This is a genomic window from Rhodococcus sp. 008, assembly GCF_001682295.1.
Taxonomy (GTDB): domain Bacteria; phylum Actinomycetota; class Actinomycetes; order Mycobacteriales; family Mycobacteriaceae; genus Rhodococcus_F; species Rhodococcus_F qingshengii.
In genome coordinates this window covers 2,630,390-2,651,846 of sequence record NZ_CP012749.1, presented here as the reverse complement: position 1 = coordinate 2,651,846, position 21,457 = coordinate 2,630,390, and the positions used below count along the sequence as shown (strand labels likewise).

Sequence of the window (21,457 nt, the reverse complement as noted above, 5' to 3'; positions counted from 1 at the left end):
AGCTCACTTGACGAGACAGCCCGGCCAGACCTACAACTTCGTCACCGTCGACGTCACAGACTCGATTGCCACCGTGACTATCGACAAACCTCCAGCCAACGCATTCAACCCCAGCATGATCGCCGAGCTTCTGGAGATACTGCCGGTACTCGCGTCGGACCAGACCGTCCGCGTCATTGTCGTGACGGGCACTGGACGGTTCTTCGTCGCCGGTGCGGACATCACCGTGATGCGCGAGCTGACGGAAGAAACTCAGCGCGCGATGCGCCCGTGGGTCGACGTACAGCGGATCCTCGAGTCGGCTCCCAAACCTGTCGTCGCGAAGATCAACGGGCACGCACTCGGCGGCGGAGCAGAACTGACGTTGGCCTGCGACTTCCGCATCATGGCGCAGTCGGCGACCATCGGCTTCCCCGAGATCGGACTTGGGCTTTTTCCGGGTGCCGGTGGCAGCCAGCGACTTCCACGCCTCATCGGGGCTCACCGAGCCAAAGTGCTCATGATCGAAGGCAAGCGCCTCAGCGCCGAGCATGCACTCGATATCGGCCTGGTCGACACCGTCGTTGCGGACGCCGACCTCGATGCGCATTGCGCTGACCTCGCACGCGAACTCGCGACGAAACCCACTGCCACCATCGGAATGATCAAACGCATTGTCGACGAGGGCATGTCGTTGCCGCTCGATCAAGCGCTGGATCTCGAATTCGAGGCAGTGCTCGACCTGATCAAGACGGACGACGCTGCTGAGGGACTTCAGTCATTCCTCGACAAGCGGTCCCCCACCTTCACGGGACGCTGACAGCTCCCATTTACCGAGAGGCCATCATGCTCAACAAATTTCAGAAGAAATGGGTGGGCGCAGTCGCTTCTCTCGCCGCCCTGACGATCGCGGTCAGCGGATGCACCCGGCCCGCTACCGACAACTCCGCGGAAAGTGGTGGCCTGGTACGGATCGCGGTGGGTGTAGACCCGTCGTACGCCCCGATTTTCCTGGCCGACCACGAGGGCATGTTCGAGGCCGCCGGCCTCGACGTCCAGGTCATCCAGACGGAAGGCGGGGCGGCGGGCGCCCAGAACGTCGTAGCCGGAACTTCGGAACTCTCCGGCAATGCCGACTCGACGGCACTGTCCGTCATGGCCGCCAATCCGAGCCTGCGGGCGCTGGGCGTATTTCAGGAATCCGACCGATACTTCCAGGTTGTACTGAGGAATGGCGTCGAGCCGAAGTCGATCAAGACCATGGGCGTCTTCCCCGGCATCGGCCTCTACTTCACGAACCAGTACCTGGCCAGTCTCGGCATCGACCCCACGACGGTCACACTCGTGAGCACAAGCCCGCCCGAACAGCCTGCTTTGCTGGCGCGCGGTGACATCGACGGCTTCCTGTCCTTCGACCCCTGGGTGACGCAGAGTGTCAATACCGGCGGGCGCGTTGTTGCCACGACCGGCGACTTCGGCGCCAAGTACGCCCAATGGATCATCGCTTCGGACAACTGGTTGTCCGCGAACGAAGAAACCGCAGGCAAGGTGTTCAAGGTGATCTCGGAAGCGTCGGCAATCGTGAACTCGGATCCGGATCGGGCTGCAACCGCAATTGCCGCGTCTATCCAGATGGACCCGGCCGAGGCCGCAGACCGGGTGACCCAAATCGATTTCGGTGGACGCGGATTCACCGAGGACGACGTGGAGCGCGCAAACGAACTTGTTGCATTCTTCCGCGAGCAGGGCAAGATCTCCGCGGACATCGATCCGTCCGCTGTCCTCCTCTCGGGATGGTTCGAGCAGAACGCCGCCTGAGCGGAGAGTGAGAACGGGTCCGGTGGGCAGACCGAAATCATGTCGCCCACCGGCCCGCAGAACTACGTTCGACTCCAGTCGGTTCGGCGATATCTTTCGATTGAAACGGAGTAGTTGTGGTGCATCCCCCGGTACGGGTCGTAGAGATTTCCAGTCCGTTTGCGCGATTCGCCGGGCGCATCCTGGTCGGGCTGGGTTTCGAGGTCATTCTGGTAGAACCACCCACCGGTGACCCCAGTCGCACCGAGTCCCAGGGTGATTCGTACTTGCATTGGCATGCGGGCAAGAAGTCCGTTGTCCTCGATATCGACGACAGCAACGATCGCCTCGCTTTCGAAGCACTGCTGCGCAGTGCCGACGTCCTGCTCGACGGCAGCGCGACCGGCGCTCTACGCGACAACCGAGGATCTCTCGTCCACGTACGAGTGACACCCTTCGGCACAACCGGACCGCGAAGTGACTGGAAGGCAACAAATCTGACCGTCGCGGCACTCGGCGGGATGATGGCCCAGGTCGGCGATCCCGAGCACCCTCCACTGCTGCTCCCCGAACTCCAGGCTGAGCAGCTCGCCGGAATCAATGCCGCAATCGGCGTGCTTCTCGGACTGCGTTCGCGATCCAAGGGCCACAACCCGTTGCTGGAGATCAGCGCTCAGGAATGTGTTGCCGCCGCGCTGGAAGCGGGCACTCTTGCCTACATTCACGAGGACCGCGTACCACCGCGTCCGGGCCGGGTACATCCGCTCGTTCCGCACGGACTGTTCCAGGCCGCCGACGGTTATGTCGGTGGCGGCCTCGGCGGTAGCCCCCGCATGTGGGACGGCATGTTGGCCTGGCTGATCGACAACGATGCTCAGGACGATCTCGATCAACCGGAGTGGTCCGACGCGGTCTACCGAAAGACGCATCAGGAACACATTTTCGACGTTCTGTCCGCCTTCATCGCGAAGTGGCCGAAGGAAGAATTCGCGGTCAGCGCGCAGTCACGCAAGTTGCCGTGGGCAGCGGTCGACCGGCCCGAAGAACTGCTGCGTAACCCGCAACTCAACGACCGGGACTTCTTCACCGACGTGACCGGAGATCACGGTACCTACCGCGATCTCGGGTTCGGCTTCGCTTTCCCCGAAGGCCGGCGCATCGGAACGCTCGAGGCTGCCCGGTTGGGCCAGCATCAGGAACTCTTGAAGGCCACCTCGCCTGTGGCAGTGAACGAAACCCACGAGTTCAGCGGTGGCAGCACGCCCAGCCTCGAAGGTGTCCGCGTCCTGGATCTCACGTGGGTGTTGGCGGGCCCGTACGGCACCAGAATCCTTGCCGACCACGGTGCCGATGTCATCAAGGTCGAATCGATCGGACGCCCGGACCCGACTCGCTTTGCACCGTTCATGCATCTCTCGCGAGGACCGCACGACAATCCGAACACCAGCGGGTACTTCAACGACGTCAACCGCAACAAGCGCAGCATCACACTCGATACCCGATCCGCAGAGGGCCTTTCGGTACTGCGCGACCTGATCAGGAACTCCGACGTCGTGGTCGAGAATTTCAGCTCGTCGGTCATGGACAAGATGGGGCTCGGCTACGAACAACTCCGGGAGCTCAACCCGGACATCATCTACGTGTCGATGTCCGGGATGGGTCACACCGGTCCTCGCAAGGACTGGGTGTCGTATGCCGACATCGTTTCGGCAAGTACCGGTTTGACCGCACTGACCGGCTGGAACGCCGATGACGTTGTCGGAGTCATCTACGGCCATGGCGACATCGTCGCCGGACTGCAAGCCGGCGTCGCGATGCTGGCAGCCCTCGACTACCGCGACCGGACCGGCCGGGGACAGCACGTAGACCTGTCACAACTCGAAGCCATGGCAGCGCACATGGGTACCAGCGTTCTCCGAGCCGCCCGGTCACAGTCCCCCGATCCGATCGGCAACAGCCATCACGAACTGGCACCACACGGCGTGTACCCGTGCCTCGGCAGCGACCGGTGGTGCTCGATTGCCATTCGCGATACCACGGAATGGAATGCATTGTGCCGCATCATCGAAGCAGAGAAATGGATCGGCAATCCTGACTTCGCGAGTGCAGAAAGCCGCCAAGCCGATCACGAACGTATCGACGACGCCATCGCCGACTGGACCAGGACTCTGTCACCCGAAACCGTCATGGAACGCTTGCAATCGGCGGGTATCGCGGCCGGCACCGTCCAGGACGGACGCGACCTGGTCGAGAGCGATCCACATCTTCGGGCACGCAGTTTCTATTCGGCACAGGAACATCCCCTCGCCGGAACATTCCTCCACGAAGGCATCCCCGTTCGCCGGAACTCCGAACCCGGCTCGATCCGACGCGCTGCGCCGGTGCTGGGCGCGGACACCGACGACGTCCTCGAGTCGGTGCTCGGATACAGCGACGAACTGATCGCCGGACTTCGCGACCAGTCGATCCTGTCCTGACCGCACTCATATTCAGTACATCCATTCACAGATCGCTACTAGGAGACACAATGCGCGCGGCCCGACTCCATCAGTTCGGCACTTCACCGGTCATCGACGACATCGACATTCCCACACGTGAATCCGGTCAGACGCTCGTGCGCATCGACGCTGCCGCGCTCGGCCATCTCGACATCACCGTCGCGAGCGGAAACTTCGGAGTCAAGCCGAACCTGCCACATATCGGTGGAACAGACGGAGCGGCGACGGTAATCGAATCCGACACCTATGAGCCTGGCACCCGCCTTCTGGTCCGAGGCGGCGGAGTCGGCCTGTTCAAGAACGGTTGCTGGGCTGAGTATCTGGTAGCGGCAGACAAGGCGTTCACACCCTTTGATCCCGCACTGTCGCCGGCCGTCGCCGCAACCTTCTTCCTGCCCAGCACAACCGGCTATGTTGCCGTCAACGACATTGCAGCCGTCGCTCCCGGCGAACGAGTTGTTGTCGCCGGAGCATCCGGCGCTGTCGGATCGATGGCAGCACAGTTCGCTCTGCTTGCCGGAGCGTCCGAGGTAATCGGTGTTGTACCGCGCGAAGATCAGGCTGCCTTGCTTCCGGAGGGTGTGCGTCCCGTCGTCGGGCAAGGCGACGAACTTGCCGGAGTGGTGGGATCCGAGCCTTCCGTCGACGCCGTGATCGACACGCTTGGCGGCGACGGCTTGCCGCACCTTCTGGCGAGTGTTGTCCCCGGTGGCCGGGCTGCCCTGATCGGATATACCTTGGGTAAGAGCCTCACCCTGGACTTACCGAACTGGTTGCTCAGCGATGTCCGGATCCTGCCCGTCAACATGATTCGCAAGACTGCCCGGCAAGCCGAACTGGCACCTGAAATGATCCGGCTGCTCATCGAAGGCAAGATTTCCGTTGCAGTGCAGGAGTTTCCGCTGGATGACATCGCAACGGCACTGCAGTTGATGGGTGAGGGCAAGGTTGCCGGCCGGGCCGTCGTCGTACCCTGAGGGATACAATTACCCATGCACCACGACGCACATGCCATTCCGCGCTCGCTTCCGGATTTGATCCGGAGGCGAGCTTTGGAGCGTCCGGAGCACCCGGCGCTCGTCGTCGACGGGATCACGGTCACCTACCGCGAATTGCGGGATCGTGCAGCGTCGATGGGGGCGGATCTCCGTAATCACGGTGTCGGCCGTGGGGAGCGCGTGGCGGCACTGTCCGGCAACAGGATCGAACTGGCAGACCTTGTTCTCGGATGCGCGTGGATCGGTGCGGTTGTCGTCCCACTCAATACGGCCCTCCGAGCCGACAGTGTTGCCAGCGCACTCGAACAGGCTGGTGTACAACGGATCCTGGTTTCACCCGAATACTCAGACGCTGTAGCCGGATTCGACGGCACCGTGTGGGTCATGGGTGAACAGTGCGTCCCCACTGCCGGTTCGCATCCGGGCTGTGAGCCCGAGACCCTCGATCCGCTCGACCTGGCCGCGATACTCTTCACCTCCGGCACCACCGGTCTGCCCCGAGGCGTCCGATGCCCGCACGCGCAGTTCCTGCAGTGGGGCAAAGGCGTCGGCGCCTCACTCGGGCTCACCGGGGACGATGTGCTGTACAACTGCCTGCCGCTGTTTCACACCAATGCTCTCAATGCCTTTGTTCAGTCCCTTTGGGCCGGGTCTACTTTTTTCCTGGGACAACGCTTTTCGGTCCGCAATCATTGGCGCGAAGTTCGCGAGATCGGCGCAACTGTCGACTACCTGCTGGGTGCGATGGTGGCCATGTTGATGAACGCGGACCCATCGCCGCAAGACCGACAGCACAGCGTCCACGTGGCACTTGCCCCCGCAACGCCGGCTCATCTGATCGAACCGTTTGCCCAGAGATTCGGTGTAGAACTCGTGGACGGATTCGGAAGTACCGAAACCAATCTCGTGATCGGCACACTTCCGGGAGATCGGCGGGCCGGGTACATGGGGCGGGTGATGAGTGGCTACGACGCCGCAGTCGTCAACGACGGTACTGCTGCCGCAGACGGGGAGCCCGGCGAACTGGTGGTCCGCAGCACGATCCCCGGCGCCTGTTCACTGGGCTATCTGGGCGAGGAGATTCCGGCGACGGAGAGTTGGATACAGACCGGTGACAGGGTGATTCGGGAAGCAGACGGCTGGTTCCGATTTGTCGATCGCATCAAAGACGTGATTCGGCGCCGCGGTGAAAATATTTCCGGGGCCGAAGTGGAAACCGTTCTGGCGTTGCATCCGTCGGTCGGTCAGGTTGCCGTCTTCCCGGTACCGTCGGATCTGGCCGAGGACGACGTCATGGCAACTGTAATACTGCGCCCCGGAGTATCTTTCGACCCCATTTCGATTCTGGAGTTCTCCCAGCAACAGCTGCCGTACTTTGCACTTCCCCGGTACATCGACGTCGTGGACACGTTGCCACTCACCGAAACCGGCAAGGTACAGAAAGCAGTGCTACGTGAGAGGGGCGTCGGCCCACACACCTGGGACTGCGAGAAGAGCGTGTTCCGCGCCCGGCGATAGACCGCGCCTCGCTACTTGCCGCAACCGTTGAACGAACACATCACCGGACTGCAGATCGTGCGCAGAGCCAGCGGGTCGCTCGGCGAATGTGTGCACTTCATGGCATGAAGTTTTCGGGTGATTCCGGCGCCGGCAGTGCGCAGGGCCCCGGTGATGCGGCTGACGTTGAGGCGAGCCGTCGGCGCTGTCACAGACAACGCGCCGGCCAGAGTGCGCGGGCCGCTGAACACCGGCACTGCGACGCTCATGTACCCGAGCCGTGTCTCCTCGACCTCCACCGCGAGTTGTTCCTTACGCATCCGCTCGGTTTGCTGGCGCAGCACGCTGACGGACATCGTCGTTCGACTGGTCAAGGCGGTGAAACCCTGCTCGACTACCTCGTCGAAGACCGATTGCGGGGAGAAGGCAAGGATGATCTTGCCGGTGGCGGTGCAGTACAGCGGGAGCCGACCGGCCACCCGCGACTGCTGATTGAGCCCGCGGTGTCCGATGATCTTCTCGATGTAGAGGACGTCGATGCCGTCACGAACCGCAAAGTGAACCGTCTCCTGCGTCGCCAGCAGTAGGTCCTCCATGTACGGCAGCGCCGCGTCGCGCAGAATCCGCTGACGCGGCACCAATTGGCCCAGCTCGAACAATCGCAGGCCGAGCCGGTACTTGGTACCCGCGCGCTCGAGCAATCCCCACTCGACCAGCTCGCCGGCCAACCGGTGAACCGTCGCTTTCGCGACCCCACTGCGCCGGGTGAGCTCCGTCAGAGACAGGTCACTGTGGTCGGTGTCGAAAGCGTCCAAGATCATTCGAGCCTTGCCCAGGACCGAGGACAGTTCACCTGCAGGCTGCGATGCAGCGGTCGTTTCCGACGCGATGGGTAGTACGGATCCGAACCCGACGGATTGTTGTGGAGCGGCCATGAGTGTCCTCCTGAACGATCTGTGACAGCCTGCCGAGACCGAGTGCCACAACGACCGAGATCGGTCGGGGTCCTCGTTAGGTGCAGGTGCTTCGAGACTGACACTATGGTGACGACACGATGAGACGCACGCCACACGGTCCGCTCAGTGAACCCGTCCCGCAGAGTTTACACGGGGCGCCTACCTGCGTAATTCTCCAGAAACATGCGGACGGCGGATGCAATCTGCGGCGCGTGCTCCTCGACGAGTGCGACGGTCCCCGATTCGACGATCTCCGTTTCCACCACTGCCGCACCCGTCAGGTGTGCACGTAACGGCGCAATGTTAGGCATCGAGAAGGGATCCTTCTGCGCGCCGATCAGCAAAACCGGCGCAGTCACCGAACCGACTCTCGCCTCCATGACGTAGCGGGCGCAGGCTTTGTGCCCCTCCGCCGGATCTACCCGGTAGGCAAGCGCGTCTCGGATGAACCTGTCGAGCAGTGCGGTGCCTGGTTCGGGGTAGTAGGGGCGACGCATCTCCCACAGCCTGGTCAGATGGCTACCGTCTGCGGCCCGGTCGACGCAGTCGATCCCACCGGGTCCCGAGTGCCCCTCGCGGTAGTTGCGGTCGGTCCACGGGCACGACGAGAGCACGGCAGCGTGCACCCTCTCGGGGCGTGATGCCGCCATCTCGAGCGCCACTGCCGCACCGGTGTGGTGACCGATGACCGTGACTCGATCGACGCCCAGGGTGTCGAGCAATTCCCACGCGCCTCGCGCATAGGTCTCGATGGTCTGCGGGCCGGGCACCGGAGCACTGTTGCCGTACCCCGGCATGTCCATCGCGACAACGCGGAAGTCGTCGGCAAGGAGTGGAATGAACTCGCGGAACTCGTCCCACGACCGGGGCGCCTGATGAAGCAGGAGAATCGCCTCACCCGAACCTTGCTGCGCGTAATGCAATTGCCCGAAAGACGAATCAACGTATCCGAGTTGCAGGCCGCCAGCCATCAGAACGCCGCAACCATCGGGGTATCGACGCCGACGATGTCGATCTTTGCCGAACCACCCGGATTTCCGACGGGCTCGCTACGGGTAGGCAAGACCTCGAGGAAGAAGCGCTTGTTGTCTTCCTTGAAATCCGGGTCTGCTTTCCGGTCGACGGTGATCGCCTCCACCGGGCAGGCCAATTCGCAAGCGCCGCAATCGATGCATTCGTTCGGGTTGATGTAGAGCTTGCGATCACCCTCGTAGATGCAATCCACGGGGCATTCTTCCATGCATGATCGGTCCGTGTAGTCGATGCATGCTTCACCGATGACAAATGCCATTGCCTAGCTCTCCTGTTCGGTGGAGTGTCCAGGGAAGATTTCTGCTTCCGGATCCAGCACTGCCGCAGCGTTGTTCACCGCAGTCGCGGCCTCGCCGAAACCGACGGCGATCAAGCGGACCTTGCCGGGATAGTCCGTGATGTCCCCGGCGGCATACACACGCGGAACATTCGTCTCCATCCGTGTGTTCACCGCGATGTGGCGATTGTCGATCTCGATTCCCCACTCCGTCATCGGACCGAGGTCGGCCGTGAATCCCAATGCAGCGATGACGGATTGAGCGAGCAGCGTGGACGTGCTCTTGTCTTGTTTGTGGGTGATGTCGACCTCGCCGATCCACCCGTTTCCACGTACCGCCGAGACATCTGCGTTGACGAGAACCTGGACACTGCTTTCCTGCACCTTGGCGACTGTGGATTTGTGCGCGCGGAAACGATCTCGCCGGTGAACCAGGGTGACGGACTTGGCAATCGGTTCCAGGTGAACGGCCCAGTCGAACGCGCTGTCGCCGCCACCGACGATGACAACGTCTTTCCCGGTGTGCGCCGACAAATCCGGGACGAAGTAACTCAGCCCCCGATCCATGAACTCCGAACCCTTCGCCAACGGACGCGGGGTGAAGGTTCCGATGCCGCCGGTGATGACAACCGCGCCGGCCGCCACGACCTGGCCCGTGCTGGTGGTGATCCGCACCCGGCCGTCGTCGTCATGCGACAGCTCACGAGCCTGCATGCCCAGAAGGTACACCGGATCGAACGGGGCAGCCTGCGCCATCAAACCCTCGATGAGGTTGCGTCCCTTGACCGAAGGGAATCCCGCGATGTCGAGGATCGCCTTCTCCGGGTACATCGCACTGACCTGTCCCCCCGGTTCCGCAAGGGCATCGATCACGGCAACCGAGAGGCCGCGGAAGCCTGCGTAGTACGCGCCGTACAGCCCGGCGGGGCCGGCACCAATGATCAGAATATCGACGCCGATCTCGTTGTCGGTCGCCGTGGAAGACGTTTTGTTCACACTCGATACGGTATTGCGCCGACGGACTCACGCAAATGAAACCGGTCCGCTCAACAGACCTCGGTAACAGTTGCGGGACAACACGAAAAGGGCCCGCCGACCTCTCGGTCGACGGGCCCAATGCTCGCAGGAATTCAGTGCGCGAAGAATTCAGTGCGCGAATACCTCGGGTTCGTCTGCTGCGATCTTCTGGATGATGGTCGAGTACGCAAACCACCCCACCTTCTCGGTGCCGACTGCTTCGTAGGTCTGCGCCGCGATCTTCTCGTGCAGGACAACCGGATCACCGGCGGCTCGCGCCGTCAACTCCGCCTGCATCGACCGCTCCATCGACACATACCACCACACTGCGCTCTCCACGGAAGTTCCGACGGTCAGATGACCGTGGTTGGTGAGGATCACGGCCTTGTTCGATCCGAGGGCATCCGCGATGCGAATCCCCTCCTCTTCGTCCAGCGCCACCCCGTGATACTCCTCGTAGATCGAGTGATCCTCGTGAAAGGCGCACGCGTCCTGAGTGATCGGCGTGAGGCGGGTGTGCAGCGAGGAGAACGCCTTACCGTTCAAACCGTGAGCGTGAACAGCTCCGATGACGTCGGGACGAGCCTCGTGAACCTTGCTGTGGATGACAAACGCTGCTCGGTTGAGCGGTCCGTCTCCGGAAATGACCGCGCCGTCCGACGCCACATGCAGCAATTCCTCCGGCTGAACCTGGGAGAAGTGCCGCCCGAACGGCGCAGTCCAGAAAGTCTCCGGATCTTCTGGGTCTCGGGCGGTGATATGTCCCGAGATTCCCTCGTCCAAACCGAATTTCGACAAAATCCGATACCCGCCGATGACAGCGGTCTTGCGACGACGCCGCTCACTCTCGATATCGGTGAACTCGGGCGGTCCCGGAATTCCGGCCTGCTCGGCAATGCTCAGCGGGTGATTCATGCTGCGCTCCTGACTATTTGACGCCGTAACGGGCGAGGTACCGCGAGGACAGAATGCGGAGAATCCGGTCGAAGATGAAGCCCATGATGCCCAGGACGATGATGCCGACGAACGTCCAGTCGATCCGGCCGTAGTTTCGAGCCTGCCAGATCATCGAACCGATACCCTGGTCGGCGGCGACGATCTCCGCCGACACGATGGTGAGGAAGCTGTTGCCCATCGCCAGGCGAGCGCCCGTGACGATGCCGGGGATCGACGACGGCAAGACCACCGTCTTCATGATCTGAAGTTTGTTGGCACCAAGATTTGCCGCTGCCTGCAGTTTGTTCTCGCTGATCGCTACAGTCGCGGCAATCGTGCTGACCGTGACGATGAATACCGAGGTGTAGAAGATCAGAACAACCTTCGACGTCTCACCGATGCCGAACCAGACGACGGCGAGAGTGACAAACGCAATAGGCGGAATGAACCGGAAGAACTCGATGTACGGATCGAGGAGCTGTCGCACGATGGAAATGCGGCCCATCAGAATTCCGACGGGAGCACCGATCACGACACCCAGGAACCAGCCGATGAGAATTCGCTGACCCGATGCGGTGATCGACGACCACAGAACGCCGCTCTCCCACAGTTCCTGTGCCGCCGACCATACTTCGGCCGGTGATGCAATGGTGGTCGGCCCGTACCACCACGCCAGGAACGACCAGATGCCCAAACCGATTGCCGCTGAGGCTGCATACATCAGCGTCGCTTTGACAATCTTGGATCGCCGCGCCGACGAACGCTTTTTTGTCTCCGCCACCTTCGCTGTTCTCACACCGGCTGAACCACCGGTCACTACAGCCGTCACAGCTCGTCCTCCTCAATGCCTTGGTTCCGCAGCGACGCAACCACTTCTGCCCGAATGTCGTCCCGCAGCTTCTCGTAGAGCTCGATCACCTCGGGATCGTTGCGGTCTCGCGGACGAGCCGCATTGACCTCGTAGACGCTCTTGATCCGGGCCCGCGGGCCGGCCGACATCACGATCACACGGTCAGCCAACGTCAGTGCCTCGTCGATATCGTGAGTCACGAATACCACGGTGCAGCGGGTGTGCCGCCAGATACGGTCGAGTTCGGTCTGCAGAACCTGACGAGTCTGAGCGTCCAACGCACCGAACGGCTCGTCCATGAGAACCAACGACGGCTGGTTGGCAAGAACTCGTGCGATCTGAACACGTTGCCGCATACCGCCGGACAGCTGCGAGGGGAACTTCGCACCCGCGTGGGGCAAGCCGACCATCGCGAGGTACTCGGCCGCGATACTCGCTTGCTCGCTGCGGTTCGCTCCACGCATCCTGGGGCCGTAGGCCACGTTCTGGCTCACGGTCATCCATTCGAACAACGCTTCGGAGCTCTGAAACACCATGCCGGCGTGGCGGTTACTGCCGGCGACGACATCTCCGTCGCACACGATCTCGCCGGCGCTGGGTTCCACGAAGCCGGCCATGGACGACAGCAGCGTCGACTTGCCGCAGCCACTCGGACCGAGCAGACAGACGAATTCACCTGGCTGCACGTGCATGTCGATTCCGGCGACGATCTCCGCCGCGCCGAAGCTGATTCCGAGGTCGACCACGTCGATGGCAACACCGGTGTTCTTCTTGCCGGGGCCGGCTGTCCCCGCGCTATTCGTCGAGCTGGTCGTTGAACCACTTGTTGCGATACTCACTGTGCACCATCCTTGTACCAATCCAGAAGCATTGCCGATTCGAGATCCGGCTGGTCGCTGAGAACACCGATCGACTTGTAGAAATCTACGATCGACTGAGCCGACTCGACATCCGCAGCTTCGAGATTCACCACGGCGAAGTCGATCTCGTCCACCGCGGCAATAGTCTGATCCTCGCTGACGTTCACAGCCGCCTTGGTCGCGGACGCTGCCACGCCCGGATCCGACTCGACCTTGCGCGTTGCCTCGTCGAGCACCTTCGCGACGGTTCGCGCTGTCTCTTCGTTGGCCGACAACCACGGAGCCGTCGTGATCGCCCAATGATGATAGAACCAGCCGTAGTCTCCGGTTACTGCCACCACGTGGCCGGTTCCCTGATCCAGGGCGGTGGCCGGCCACGGCTCCCACAGGACAAACCCGTCGATGTCGCCGCGACTGAGCAGTGCGGGCATGTCCGTCGGGGTCGCCGAGATCATCTCGACCGAACCGGGGGTAATGGAATTGGCAGCGAGGTACTTGTCCGTCGAAATCTGGCTGAGACCCGGGACGATGCCCATCTTCTTGATCGCAGCCGGTGAGTCGACACCGTTACGCAGCACGACCTTGATGTAGTCACCCGACGCCTCGTACGAGTACATCGCGCGCAACGACGGATTCTGACGCAACTGGGCGATCGTTGTCGTATCGGAGCTACCGGCGATCTGGACCTGCCCGGTCGAGAGTGCGTCGACGGCCTCGCCACCACGACCGAACTGGACGAGTTCGACGTCCAAACCGGCAGCGTCGAACATGCCTTCCTGATCCGCTACGAAGAACGGAGCGTAGGAAGCATCGATTCCGACTGCGATACGCAGTGGTCCACTTCCGGCAGAATCAGCTGTGCTTTGCGTCGCCGGGCGGCTGCATGCGCCGGTTGCAACGGTCAGCAGCAGCGCAGCCGAAACAAGAGCAGTCCTTCCAAACTTTGACAGCGAGGCCATCTACTCACACCTTTGTTTGTGATCTGTGCCGCAGTTGCGGGTCGTGGAGAGCAAACCTAGCTGTGTGTACCTACACCCGAGAACCAACCGGGTCCACCGTGCGGACCGGGGACAGGAACTTACCTCGGCGAAACACTGCACCTGGAGGAACGTGCGGACCGAAATACTTCGGTAACACGGCCCTCGATCACAATGTCCACCGAATCACAATGTCCACCGAATTGTCTGCGAGCGCAGCGCACTGGCGACATTCTGCGCCGTCATCGAATAGATCGACGCACGCGCTCCGGCGCTGCCGCCGGCGACGTGCGGGCTCAGGAGGGTCGAATCGAATCCACGGAGCGGGCTCGAAATCGGTAGTGGTTCAACGTCGAACACATCGAGGGCAGCGCCGCCGACATGCCTGGAACGCAAGGCACGCGCCAATGCCGCGTCGTCGACGACAGCGCCGCGCGCCACATTGACCACGATCGCTCCGGTGGGCAACTGCGCAACTCGATGGGAATTGATCAGTCCCCGAGTTGATTCCGTAAGCGGGACGGCCAGCACCAGGACATCCGCGAGAGGCAGTAACTCGTCGAGTGACACAAACGTCGCAGCCACAGTGTCACGCGGTCTCGAACGCGCGGTGACGTAGACGTCGCAACCGAAGGCGGCAAACAATTCTGCACACCGGCGGCCGATCGAACCGACACCTACGACGCCGACCCGGCGCTGCGCCAGATCGCGGCAATCGCGCGTCAGGATGGATTCCTGTGGCCATCGACCATCGGTAACCTCGTTGTGCGCCCAGAACATGGAGCGGCACAACACACCTGCCGCGAGCACTGCCCACTCCGCAACCGAATTCGCGTTTGCACCGGGAGTATTCGCCACCGGAACTCCGGCGGCGCGCCAGGCTTCGGCATCGATGAAATTGGTTCCGGCACCAGGCTGTTGGACGAGGAGCACATTCCGGCCGAGCTCTGCTTCCTCCTTGCCCAGTGGCAGATCACCACTCCAGTCCCCCACCACGACGTCGCATGTCGGCAACTCCGCACGGAGCGCCCCCGTGGTGCGCTCAGGTAATCGAACTACCTCCGCCTCACCCCTGACGGCGTCACGGATTGCGGTACCGAGTCCGTTGTCGGCGTCGGCCGTCAGCAGAAGTACTTTCTTCACGAGAACTCCTTCGCTGTAAGACGATGACTGTACCTTCGAAAACGCGGAAGCCGGCCTCCCAATCGAGAGACCGGCTCCATTACGCAGCAGCATATTTGGCAGGAACTTCTCAGATAGCTGCCTTCGCGCTGGCTGATGCCTTTGCCAAGAACTCGAGGCTCAGCGGGTTGTACTTCGCTGCCTGCTCGTGCTGCGGCCAGTGACCGCACTCCGAGTAGAGTTCGAGCTGAGCGCCCGGAATATCCTCGGCCATCTTCTTCGCTTCCGGAACATCACCGAACGGATTTTCCTGACCCCAGACCACAAGAGTCGGCGCCTTGATGAGTGCCATTCGATCCGGGCGCAGCAGGTTCCGCTGGCGAACCTCCATCTCCTGCAAGGAAAGGAGGTTGTGGATGTTGGCGACAAAATCAGGCTGATGGTAGATCCGGTGACGAGCCTGAACCAATTCCTCGGTTGCATCGGCGGGATCATGCATGAGCAACTGCATACGTGCGCGGGTCAATTCGATGTCGTCGCTCTGGACGGCCTTCGCGGTCGACGTCTTGATGCGCTCCATGACTTCCGGGTTCGCGACTGTTCCGCCTGCTGCCAGCAACTGCAGCGACAGAACACGTTCGGGCTGCTCGCTGGCCAGGTAGGCAGCGACCCAACCACCGAGGCTTTCACCCACCAAGTGCACACGGTCCAGTCCGACCGCGTCGAGGTAGTTCACCAAATGCTCGACGTAGCGCGGAATCTCGTACGGGTAGTCAGGCTTGCCGGTGTAACCATGGCCGAGCATGTCGATCGCGTGAACCCGGTAAGACTCGGCGTGCGGTGCAATATTGCGTGCAAATGCCTCGAGGTGTCCGCTGGTGCCGTGCAGGAAGATCACGGCCTCGTCACCGGATCCTGCCTGCAGAGAGCGCGTGGGCACACCGCCGGCGTCGACGGTCGTCAACTCGAAATCGAGCCCGGCAAGTTCGTTCCAGATTGTCATCAGAGAAACTTCCTTTACTGAAGGTGCAGATTATGTTGTTGCGCTGTCTGTTCCAGCTGGATCGAGAATCGTGACACCCATACCGGTGAGCCACTCGGGAATCGCTTCGTAGGCAAGGCGTTCACCCGGAACGTAGTCGAGCATCGCGGCCATCATGAGCCAGGTCCGCAACTCCTGCGCACCGTTGCCCGCCTCGTCTTCGATCTGCTGCGTCGTGAACTCGGCAAGCTCACTTGCCTTGCCGCTGGCAAACAGATCAAGAATTCGGTCATCGAACTCCGGAGTGATCGCGGCATCGGCTGCGCGGATGATCTGGCGTCGCCGGACGTCGTAGTCGGACCAGTTCTCCCGGCCGTCCAGCCAGGCTTGAACCATGAAATCCTCGTCCTCACCGTGCGGATCCCGCCAGTCCGGCCAAGGCAGACGATGAGACAATCCACCGGACGCGATCACCACGACCCGGGTATCCGCCGGATACGACGCAACGGCATCCCGCAGGGCCTTCGCCACTTCCTCACATCGCTTGAACGTCGGGAGGGGCGGCGCGAATACGTTGACCACCAACGGAACTATCGGAACATCGATTCCGTCGAGAAGGTACTGAATCGCGTGAGACTGACCATGATCGATCTGCAATCGCGCCGAGTAGGCAAGATCGAACCGGCCACCTTCGATCAGCTCGTTTGCAAGGTGCCTGGCGAACTCCACGTCGACCCGTTGCGGCCCCTTGGGTGTTCCTGACTCGCCACTGGAAATGCACTCTCCGACGCCGAGAGTGAACGCCGGAATCAGATCCAGCCAGAAACCGCGAAAGTGGTTGGAGCCGAAAATCAAGACAACATCGGGTTTCGACGCCGCGATCTTCTCCCGGCTCAGATACAGCGCGTCCCGGAAGCGTTCGGCCTCCGCCTTGTGCGTCGTCTCTTCCCAATGGGTGTTCATCAAGGTGCTGTGGGAGGCACCGATACCCAGAACTATCTTCGCCATCAGTCGATTCCTACTTCCTCGAGCGAGCGGGTGACGGTGTCGAGGGCCACTCGGATCAGATACTTCGTAAATCTCTCCGCCGCAGCCAGATCCACAGTGTTCATCCCCATCGCGAAGTCCACCTCGAACGGTGCGTCGACCACCTTGGGCATACCCACCCGAATCGTCGGGATGCCGCGGCTGCGCAGGATGTTTGCGTCGGTGGCTCCACTCGCGTCGAAGAAGTCCTGATGCGGCTCTCCTTCGGCAGCTTCCCACGCGTGGACTGCGGCGCGGCGCAACCACATTCGAGGGTCGGAACCCTCACCGGGGATGGCAAGAACCTGTTCGACGTCGATCTGCAGATCCAGCGATTGTGCGATCTCCGCAACGACGGCTTTGAGTTCGCGCTTGGCCGCGGTGGGCGTCGTCCGCGGGCTGAGCCGTAGATCAACGGTAAGGCGCACCTGCTCGGGGGTGAACGACGCTGTTCGCTCCCACCCGCCGCGGATGTTGGCAACGATCCCCTGAGGCGCAACCAAACCGTCCTGATGCGCCGCCGAGTACTTCGGGAACCATTCCTCCAACTTGGCGACCACCTCGCCGGCTGCGGTAATCGCGTTGCGGTACGGCAACCGGTGGCGCGAGCCGACGTAGGTGTGCAGACCGTGCACCGTGATCTCGAACCAGGCCAGTCCCACTTCTTCCCAGGAGACCGTCCAGCCGGGCTTGGCGATCAACGCGCAGTCCGCCCACACTCCCTGTTCCAGGAGGAACGAGCAGCCGACGCCCTGGCCGGTGTTGCGTCGGGGGTTTCCGACACCGGGGCGGGCATTGGTCGGCATACCACCGGCGCCGAATCCGAGCACCAGGTCACCGCGGAGCGGAATACCGGCTGCGGCAATTGCTTCGGCCGCCGCGACAATGCAGACGGCGTGGCCTTTGGGGTTCGACGCACCCAATCCGATCACGTAGTTCTCGTCGAACTGGGCGTGCGGCGTCAGATCCGCTCGCAGCTCATTTCCCACCCACGGCAGGTCTTCCGCCGGATCGCCGGTCGTGACGGTGTCGATCGGCGCATACAGCAACAGGTCCGGTCCGGACCCGTCACCGCGGAGCCTTCCCCACGAGTTCGCTTGCCGATCATCGAGATCCATTGTGTGGGCCTCGATGCCCGACGCTGCCAGGACCGCCGTGATGTGGCGGGCCAGCGGTGCTTCGTCACCCGTCGGACTGGGAATGTTGACCACCGAAGTGGCGAGATCCCGCAATCGCGCACGATCGACATGGGCGTAGGCTCGCTCGACCCATTCCCGGCGCTCGTCGCCTAGGCCTGCGAGAGCATCGGCCCTCGCAGTGGTCATGGATTGACCTGATGTACCTGAGTATTGCTGCGCTCGCCGGCCAGCTGCCACAGCTTGGGAACTGCCACTGCAACAGCGGCACCGATAGCGACAGCCGTCAGAATCTTGAACATGTATCTCTCCTATTCGCTGGTGCCGGTGGGAATCTGAGCGTCGGCGACAGGGGCCGAGCGGGGCGTTGGCGTCCGGCGCTCTCGGGTGGGCCTGACCGGCGCCTTGGGGGTGTGCTTGGCCGCGTCGGCGATCTTCTCGGCGTACTCTTCCTCTGCCAGATTTCGCCACGTCGTCAGCGACACGTCCGGTCGGTACAGCTTCTCCGGCGGTGCGTCGGTGACCTCGACCATCCACGCATCCTGACCCGAGAACTGACCGTGGAACAGCCAGCGGATCGCGCCGAGGTACTTGGCGTAGAAGCCCAATTTTGCTGCGCCGGAGACGAAGTTGACCATGAGGCCGACGTACTTGTGGTTGTCTTCGTCCACCGGGACGTAGAACTCGTAGTGAATGAACTTGGGGTACGCGATGCGCAGGACACCCGGCATGGACAGTGAAGCAAAACCGGGGAAGTTCTGAGCTGCGATCACAGGATTGACGTCCAGACCGGCGCCGACGTTTCCGATCTGCGAAATCTGGGTCTCGTCCGGCTTCTTCTTCCACCACCGCTTGTTCGTCCAGGTTCCCACGCCCGGGAATTCCGCCTCCCAGTACACCTCTTCCTGCACGCGGTAGATCCAGCGTCCCTCAGGAACGATGCTCGTGATGTTCCACGTCGGCATCGGCTTGAACAGACGCCACAATGCGGTGCGGTGCAGGTACTTCGCATGTCCCTCGTCGAAACCGTTCTCACATGCGAAGCGCCAGTTGCCTTCTCGGGGCTGAATCCGACCACCGACGATACCCTTGTTCTCCACCAGCTCACGCGGCAACTGGTCGTCGATGGACGGCGCCGGCTCGTTGGCGATCGGGATGTACACCCACACCAGACCGAGTCGCTCCTCGATCGCATAGGTCTGGACGTTCAGCTTGCCGCAGATCTTGGAATCCGGACCGTCGGTGATGACCGCGGCCAGCTTGCCGTCAGTGAGCCGGTACGTCCAGCCGTGGTACGGGCAGCTGACAGTTCCCGGGAACTGCTGATCGCCCTCGGACAACGGAACGCCGCGGTGCGGGCACCGATCGTGCAGGGCATATGCCTTGCCTGCGTCGCGGATGATCGCCAGCTTTTCACCACAGATGGTGAAGCTCTTGGGGTCTTTGGTGATGTGGTTCGACCACGTGACCGGGTACCAGTAACCGCGGTATCCGCTGCCGGCTGCGTTGTAACCCGGCCATGCCGTCCAATCCTGCCGACCGGCCGCTCGTGGCCGCTCGGGCAGCGCGAACGTGGCTTCCGACGCCTCGACACCAGTCATGTGAAGTCCTCTCGACACTGAACGTTTGAATGAAACAGATCTTGGGTGAGATTGCGGTCTACGCCAATGGATTCGGTTCGCTCAGCAGACCCGGACCACCACAGCGGTTCCGACGGCACACAGCACGCCATTGTCCGAATGCTCCCGCAATGCCAAAGTTAGTTGGTCACTGTCGATTTGGGACACTTCACCCGACACCTCGAGTGTGGTTCCGACGGGCGCGGGCGCACGATTCTGCCAGGAGACGGACACAACTCCTTCGTATCCACCGGCAAAGTGTGACGCGGCACGAAAGAACAGCGTGCCCTGCAACTGGGCCATGACCACCGGTGCGGACAACCCCTCCGTCTGCGCATATGAGGCGTCGTAGTGAATACGGTGCGAATTGTGCGTCGACGCCCCGAATCGAAGGATCCGAACCGGATCGCAGATCAAGGTCACCGATTCGATCGGCGTGCCCACGACTACTGTTTCGGTCATCGGACGATGAACTTCTCGACGACCTCGGCAAATGCGCCGGACTGCGCACCCCGGTAAGTCTTGGTGACCGAGAGCAGCAGAAACTCGTCCGGAGCCCGGCCCTTGGTCGTCACGGTATCGAGTACTCGCCCTACGACGACAGCCTCACCCAGCGGGGCCGGTCGCAAGAAAGTCACACTCTGCCCGCCGGCCATCAAGCGCACGTCGATACCGTCTGTGCCCGGCACTTCGTCACGGAACATGCCGTCTGCTCGGTACTCTCGATCGGAGCCACCTTGCGGTCCTCGCAAAAGCGAAGGCAGATACATCGGATGGACGGCAAATGCCGGGTGCTCCGGGTCGAGAAACCGGGGGTCCGTCTCGGCGGTGGCAACCGCAAACGCAACCGACTCCGCCGGACGCACCGTTCCCAACTCTCGCGTTTCCCGCGTACCGATCATCGCCTCCGCGCGATCACGCGCGTGCTCGAGTTCTGTTCTCATGCCAGCACGCTAGGCATTCGGAAGTCTCACAGCCACGAACCGGGTTCGCCTGCCGGACCGCGATACTTCCAATACCGCTCACCTCGAGGTCAGGTATAGCCATGGCTGATCAACCGAAGAGCTTGTACGCCAAAGCAGATGGCGTCACATTCCATTACTACGACCTCGGCGAGGGCGACCCCACGATTTTCCTGCACGGAGGCGGCCCCGGCTGCACTGCGTGGTCCGACTTCGGGCCAGTGGCACCGCTCTTCGCCTCGGATCGACGAGCGATTCTCGTTGATCTGCTGCAATACGGTCGGTCCGACAAGTGCACCATCGCCGGCCCAATGTGGGACTTCCACGCCGCCAAGGTGGTTGCCCTGCTCGACGAACTCGGAATCGAACGCGCAGACTTCGTCTGCAACTCGTGGGGCGGCACCATAGCTCTCAATCTTGCGGCAAAGTACCCGGAACGCGTTCGCTCCCTGGTGATCACGGGCAGCATGCCCGTCTTCTACGGTCCACTCGCGCCGCTCCCCGAGGATGGCCGTCGTGGCCGCAACGCCCGCGACGTCTACTACGGCGGCACCGGCCCCACCCTCGAAAAACTCCGCACCTTGATCACCAGTCTCGAATGGTTCGACGGATCGAAGTTGCCCGCCGAAACCCTCCAGATGCGATACGAGCAAAGTCTCGACCCCGAAGAAATGGCCCTGGCTGCCTCGGCGGACTCACCTCGTGGCGATTGGCAGGATCTCACAGCTGAACTCGGCCAGATCCAGGCGCCGACGCTCTTCGCCTGGGGCATGCACGACGCATTCCTCACCCCGGACTACCCGCTCATGCTTGCGCGGATGATTCCCCATGGCCATCTCTACATCATGGACAAGGCGTCGCATCATCTTCAGGAAGAACGACCATACGACTACTACAGTGTAGTTTCGGGTTTCCTTGACCAACAGCACAACTGAA

Annotated in this window: 21 protein-coding genes; 6 read left to right on the top strand and 15 right to left on the bottom strand. The window is 62.0% G+C overall.

Annotated elements, in window-relative coordinates; genetic code table 11:
* The first annotated feature begins 7 nt into the window (after window positions 1-7).
* The 5 genes from AOT96_RS12425 (at window position 8) to AOT96_RS12405 (ending at window position 6,790) form a co-directional block, all read left to right on the top strand.
* The gene (locus AOT96_RS12425) at window positions 8-799 is read left to right on the top strand and encodes an enoyl-CoA hydratase/isomerase family protein (protein ID WP_064443463.1); all 792 of its coding nucleotides are present in this window, start codon (window positions 8-10) and stop codon (window positions 797-799) included.
* 26 nt (window positions 800-825) lie between these two features.
* Window positions 826-1,797 carry an ABC transporter substrate-binding protein gene (locus AOT96_RS12420; RefSeq protein ID WP_007731596.1) on the top strand — a complete coding sequence of 324 codons (972 nt, stop codon included), beginning with the start codon at window positions 826-828 and terminating at the stop codon, window positions 1,795-1,797.
* A 119-nt stretch (window positions 1,798-1,916) separates the two neighbouring features.
* Window positions 1,917-4,253, top strand: a complete 2,337-nt coding sequence (locus tag AOT96_RS12415; protein ID WP_231917435.1) for a CaiB/BaiF CoA-transferase family protein — start codon at window positions 1,917-1,919, stop codon at window positions 4,251-4,253.
* A 50-nt stretch (window positions 4,254-4,303) separates the two neighbouring features.
* The gene (locus AOT96_RS12410) at window positions 4,304-5,251 is read left to right on the top strand and encodes a quinone oxidoreductase family protein (protein ID WP_007731598.1); all 948 of its coding nucleotides are present in this window, start codon (window positions 4,304-4,306) and stop codon (window positions 5,249-5,251) included.
* A 15-nt stretch (window positions 5,252-5,266) separates the two neighbouring features.
* Window positions 5,267-6,790 carry an AMP-binding protein gene (locus tag AOT96_RS12405; protein WP_065351804.1) on the top strand — a complete coding sequence of 508 codons (1,524 nt, stop codon included), beginning with the start codon at window positions 5,267-5,269 and terminating at the stop codon, window positions 6,788-6,790.
* Between the two features lie 11 nt (window positions 6,791-6,801).
* On the opposite strand, the gene AOT96_RS12400 is transcribed toward AOT96_RS12405, so the two are convergent.
* From AOT96_RS12400 to AOT96_RS12330, 15 genes are all read right to left on the bottom strand, one after another.
* A complete protein-coding gene (locus AOT96_RS12400; protein ID WP_007731601.1) occupies window positions 6,802-7,704 on the bottom strand; it encodes an IclR family transcriptional regulator in 903 nt (300 codons plus the stop codon).
* A gap of 167 nt (window positions 7,705-7,871) precedes the next feature.
* Window positions 7,872-8,696, bottom strand: coding sequence for an alpha/beta fold hydrolase (locus AOT96_RS12395; protein WP_007731603.1), 825 nt, complete (start codon window positions 8,694-8,696; stop codon window positions 7,872-7,874).
* A complete protein-coding gene (locus AOT96_RS12390; RefSeq protein ID WP_007731605.1) occupies window positions 8,696-9,016 on the bottom strand; it encodes a DUF362 domain-containing protein in 321 nt (106 codons plus the stop codon). The genes AOT96_RS12395 and AOT96_RS12390 overlap by 1 nt, the downstream gene beginning before the upstream one ends.
* Window positions 9,017-9,019: 3 nt before the next feature.
* Window positions 9,020-10,030 carry an NAD(P)/FAD-dependent oxidoreductase gene (locus AOT96_RS12385; protein WP_065351803.1) on the bottom strand — a complete coding sequence of 337 codons (1,011 nt, stop codon included), beginning with the start codon at window positions 10,028-10,030 and terminating at the stop codon, window positions 9,020-9,022.
* A 150-nt stretch (window positions 10,031-10,180) separates the two neighbouring features.
* Complete coding sequence (locus tag AOT96_RS12380) at window positions 10,181-10,966, bottom strand: class II aldolase/adducin family protein (protein WP_054188628.1); 786 nt, start codon at window positions 10,964-10,966, stop codon at window positions 10,181-10,183.
* Window positions 10,967-10,979: 13 nt separating this feature from the next.
* Window positions 10,980-11,816, bottom strand: coding sequence for an ABC transporter permease (locus AOT96_RS12375; protein WP_019746502.1), 837 nt, complete (start codon window positions 11,814-11,816; stop codon window positions 10,980-10,982).
* Entirely contained in the window at window positions 11,813-12,676 is an 864-nt protein-coding gene (locus AOT96_RS12370) for an ABC transporter ATP-binding protein (protein WP_007731623.1), read from the bottom strand. Before AOT96_RS12370 ends, AOT96_RS12375 begins: the two co-directional genes overlap by 4 nt.
* Window positions 12,673-13,656: an ABC transporter substrate-binding protein gene (locus AOT96_RS12365; protein WP_065351802.1), complete on the bottom strand. Its 984-nt coding sequence runs from the start codon at window positions 13,654-13,656 to the stop codon at window positions 12,673-12,675. The genes AOT96_RS12370 and AOT96_RS12365 overlap by 4 nt, the downstream gene beginning before the upstream one ends.
* Window positions 13,657-13,860: 204 nt before the next feature.
* A complete protein-coding gene (locus AOT96_RS12360) occupies window positions 13,861-14,817 on the bottom strand; it encodes an NAD(P)-dependent oxidoreductase (RefSeq protein WP_019746501.1) in 957 nt (318 codons plus the stop codon).
* A 109-nt stretch (window positions 14,818-14,926) separates the two neighbouring features.
* On the bottom strand, window positions 14,927-15,799 hold the full coding sequence (locus AOT96_RS12355) for an alpha/beta fold hydrolase (RefSeq protein ID WP_065351801.1): 873 nt from the start codon (window positions 15,797-15,799) through the stop codon (window positions 14,927-14,929).
* 30 nt (window positions 15,800-15,829) lie between these two features.
* Window positions 15,830-16,786, bottom strand: coding sequence for a catechol 1,2-dioxygenase (locus tag AOT96_RS12350; protein ID WP_054188629.1), 957 nt, complete (start codon window positions 16,784-16,786; stop codon window positions 15,830-15,832).
* Complete coding sequence (locus tag AOT96_RS12345) at window positions 16,786-18,129, bottom strand: M20 family metallopeptidase (protein WP_007731632.1); 1,344 nt, start codon at window positions 18,127-18,129, stop codon at window positions 16,786-16,788. The genes AOT96_RS12350 and AOT96_RS12345 overlap by 1 nt, the downstream gene beginning before the upstream one ends.
* A gap of 122 nt (window positions 18,130-18,251) precedes the next feature.
* On the bottom strand, window positions 18,252-19,541 hold the full coding sequence (locus AOT96_RS12340) for an aromatic ring-hydroxylating oxygenase subunit alpha (RefSeq protein WP_007731634.1): 1,290 nt from the start codon (window positions 19,539-19,541) through the stop codon (window positions 18,252-18,254).
* Between the two features lie 81 nt (window positions 19,542-19,622).
* A complete protein-coding gene (locus AOT96_RS12335; protein ID WP_065351800.1) occupies window positions 19,623-20,021 on the bottom strand; it encodes an acyl dehydratase in 399 nt (132 codons plus the stop codon).
* On the bottom strand, window positions 20,018-20,503 hold the full coding sequence (locus tag AOT96_RS12330) for an FAS1-like dehydratase domain-containing protein (RefSeq protein ID WP_007731639.1): 486 nt from the start codon (window positions 20,501-20,503) through the stop codon (window positions 20,018-20,020). Before AOT96_RS12330 ends, AOT96_RS12335 begins: the two co-directional genes overlap by 4 nt.
* 101 nt (window positions 20,504-20,604) lie before the next feature.
* On the opposite strand from AOT96_RS12330, the gene AOT96_RS12325 reads away from it, so the two are divergent.
* The gene (locus AOT96_RS12325; RefSeq protein ID WP_007731641.1) at window positions 20,605-21,456 is read left to right on the top strand and encodes an alpha/beta fold hydrolase; all 852 of its coding nucleotides are present in this window, start codon (window positions 20,605-20,607) and stop codon (window positions 21,454-21,456) included.
* Window position 21,457 lies beyond the last annotated feature (1 nt).

What these genes read in the sequence shown, in the direction of transcription:
- AOT96_RS12355 (WP_065351801.1), bottom strand. Translation starts at nt 15,799, where the DNA reads ATGACAATCTGGAACGAACTTGCCGGGCTCGATTTCGAGTTGACGACC.
- AOT96_RS12400 (WP_007731601.1), bottom strand. Translation starts at nt 7,704, where the DNA reads ATGGCCGCTCCACAACAATCCGTCGGGTTCGGATCCGTACTACCCATC.
- AOT96_RS12340 (WP_007731634.1), bottom strand. Translation starts at nt 19,541, where the DNA reads ATGACTGGTGTCGAGGCGTCGGAAGCCACGTTCGCGCTGCCCGAGCGG.
- AOT96_RS12325 (WP_007731641.1), top strand. Translation starts at nt 20,605, where the DNA reads ATGGCTGATCAACCGAAGAGCTTGTACGCCAAAGCAGATGGCGTCACA.
- AOT96_RS12335 (WP_065351800.1), bottom strand. Translation starts at nt 20,021, where the DNA reads ATGACCGAAACAGTAGTCGTGGGCACGCCGATCGAATCGGTGACCTTG.
- AOT96_RS12420 (WP_007731596.1), top strand. Translation starts at nt 826, where the DNA reads ATGCTCAACAAATTTCAGAAGAAATGGGTGGGCGCAGTCGCTTCTCTC.
- AOT96_RS12345 (WP_007731632.1), bottom strand. Translation starts at nt 18,129, where the DNA reads ATGACCACTGCGAGGGCCGATGCTCTCGCAGGCCTAGGCGACGAGCGC.
- AOT96_RS12390 (WP_007731605.1), bottom strand. Translation starts at nt 9,016, where the DNA reads ATGGCATTTGTCATCGGTGAAGCATGCATCGACTACACGGACCGATCA.
- AOT96_RS12380 (WP_054188628.1), bottom strand. Translation starts at nt 10,966, where the DNA reads ATGAATCACCCGCTGAGCATTGCCGAGCAGGCCGGAATTCCGGGACCG.
- AOT96_RS12405 (WP_065351804.1), top strand. Translation starts at nt 5,267, where the DNA reads ATGCACCACGACGCACATGCCATTCCGCGCTCGCTTCCGGATTTGATC.
- AOT96_RS12330 (WP_007731639.1), bottom strand. Translation starts at nt 20,503, where the DNA reads ATGAGAACAGAACTCGAGCACGCGCGTGATCGCGCGGAGGCGATGATC.
- AOT96_RS12365 (WP_065351802.1), bottom strand. Translation starts at nt 13,656, where the DNA reads ATGGCCTCGCTGTCAAAGTTTGGAAGGACTGCTCTTGTTTCGGCTGCG.
- AOT96_RS12410 (WP_007731598.1), top strand. Translation starts at nt 4,304, where the DNA reads ATGCGCGCGGCCCGACTCCATCAGTTCGGCACTTCACCGGTCATCGAC.
- AOT96_RS12350 (WP_054188629.1), bottom strand. Translation starts at nt 16,786, where the DNA reads ATGGCGAAGATAGTTCTGGGTATCGGTGCCTCCCACAGCACCTTGATG.
- AOT96_RS12395 (WP_007731603.1), bottom strand. Translation starts at nt 8,696, where the DNA reads ATGGCTGGCGGCCTGCAACTCGGATACGTTGATTCGTCTTTCGGGCAA.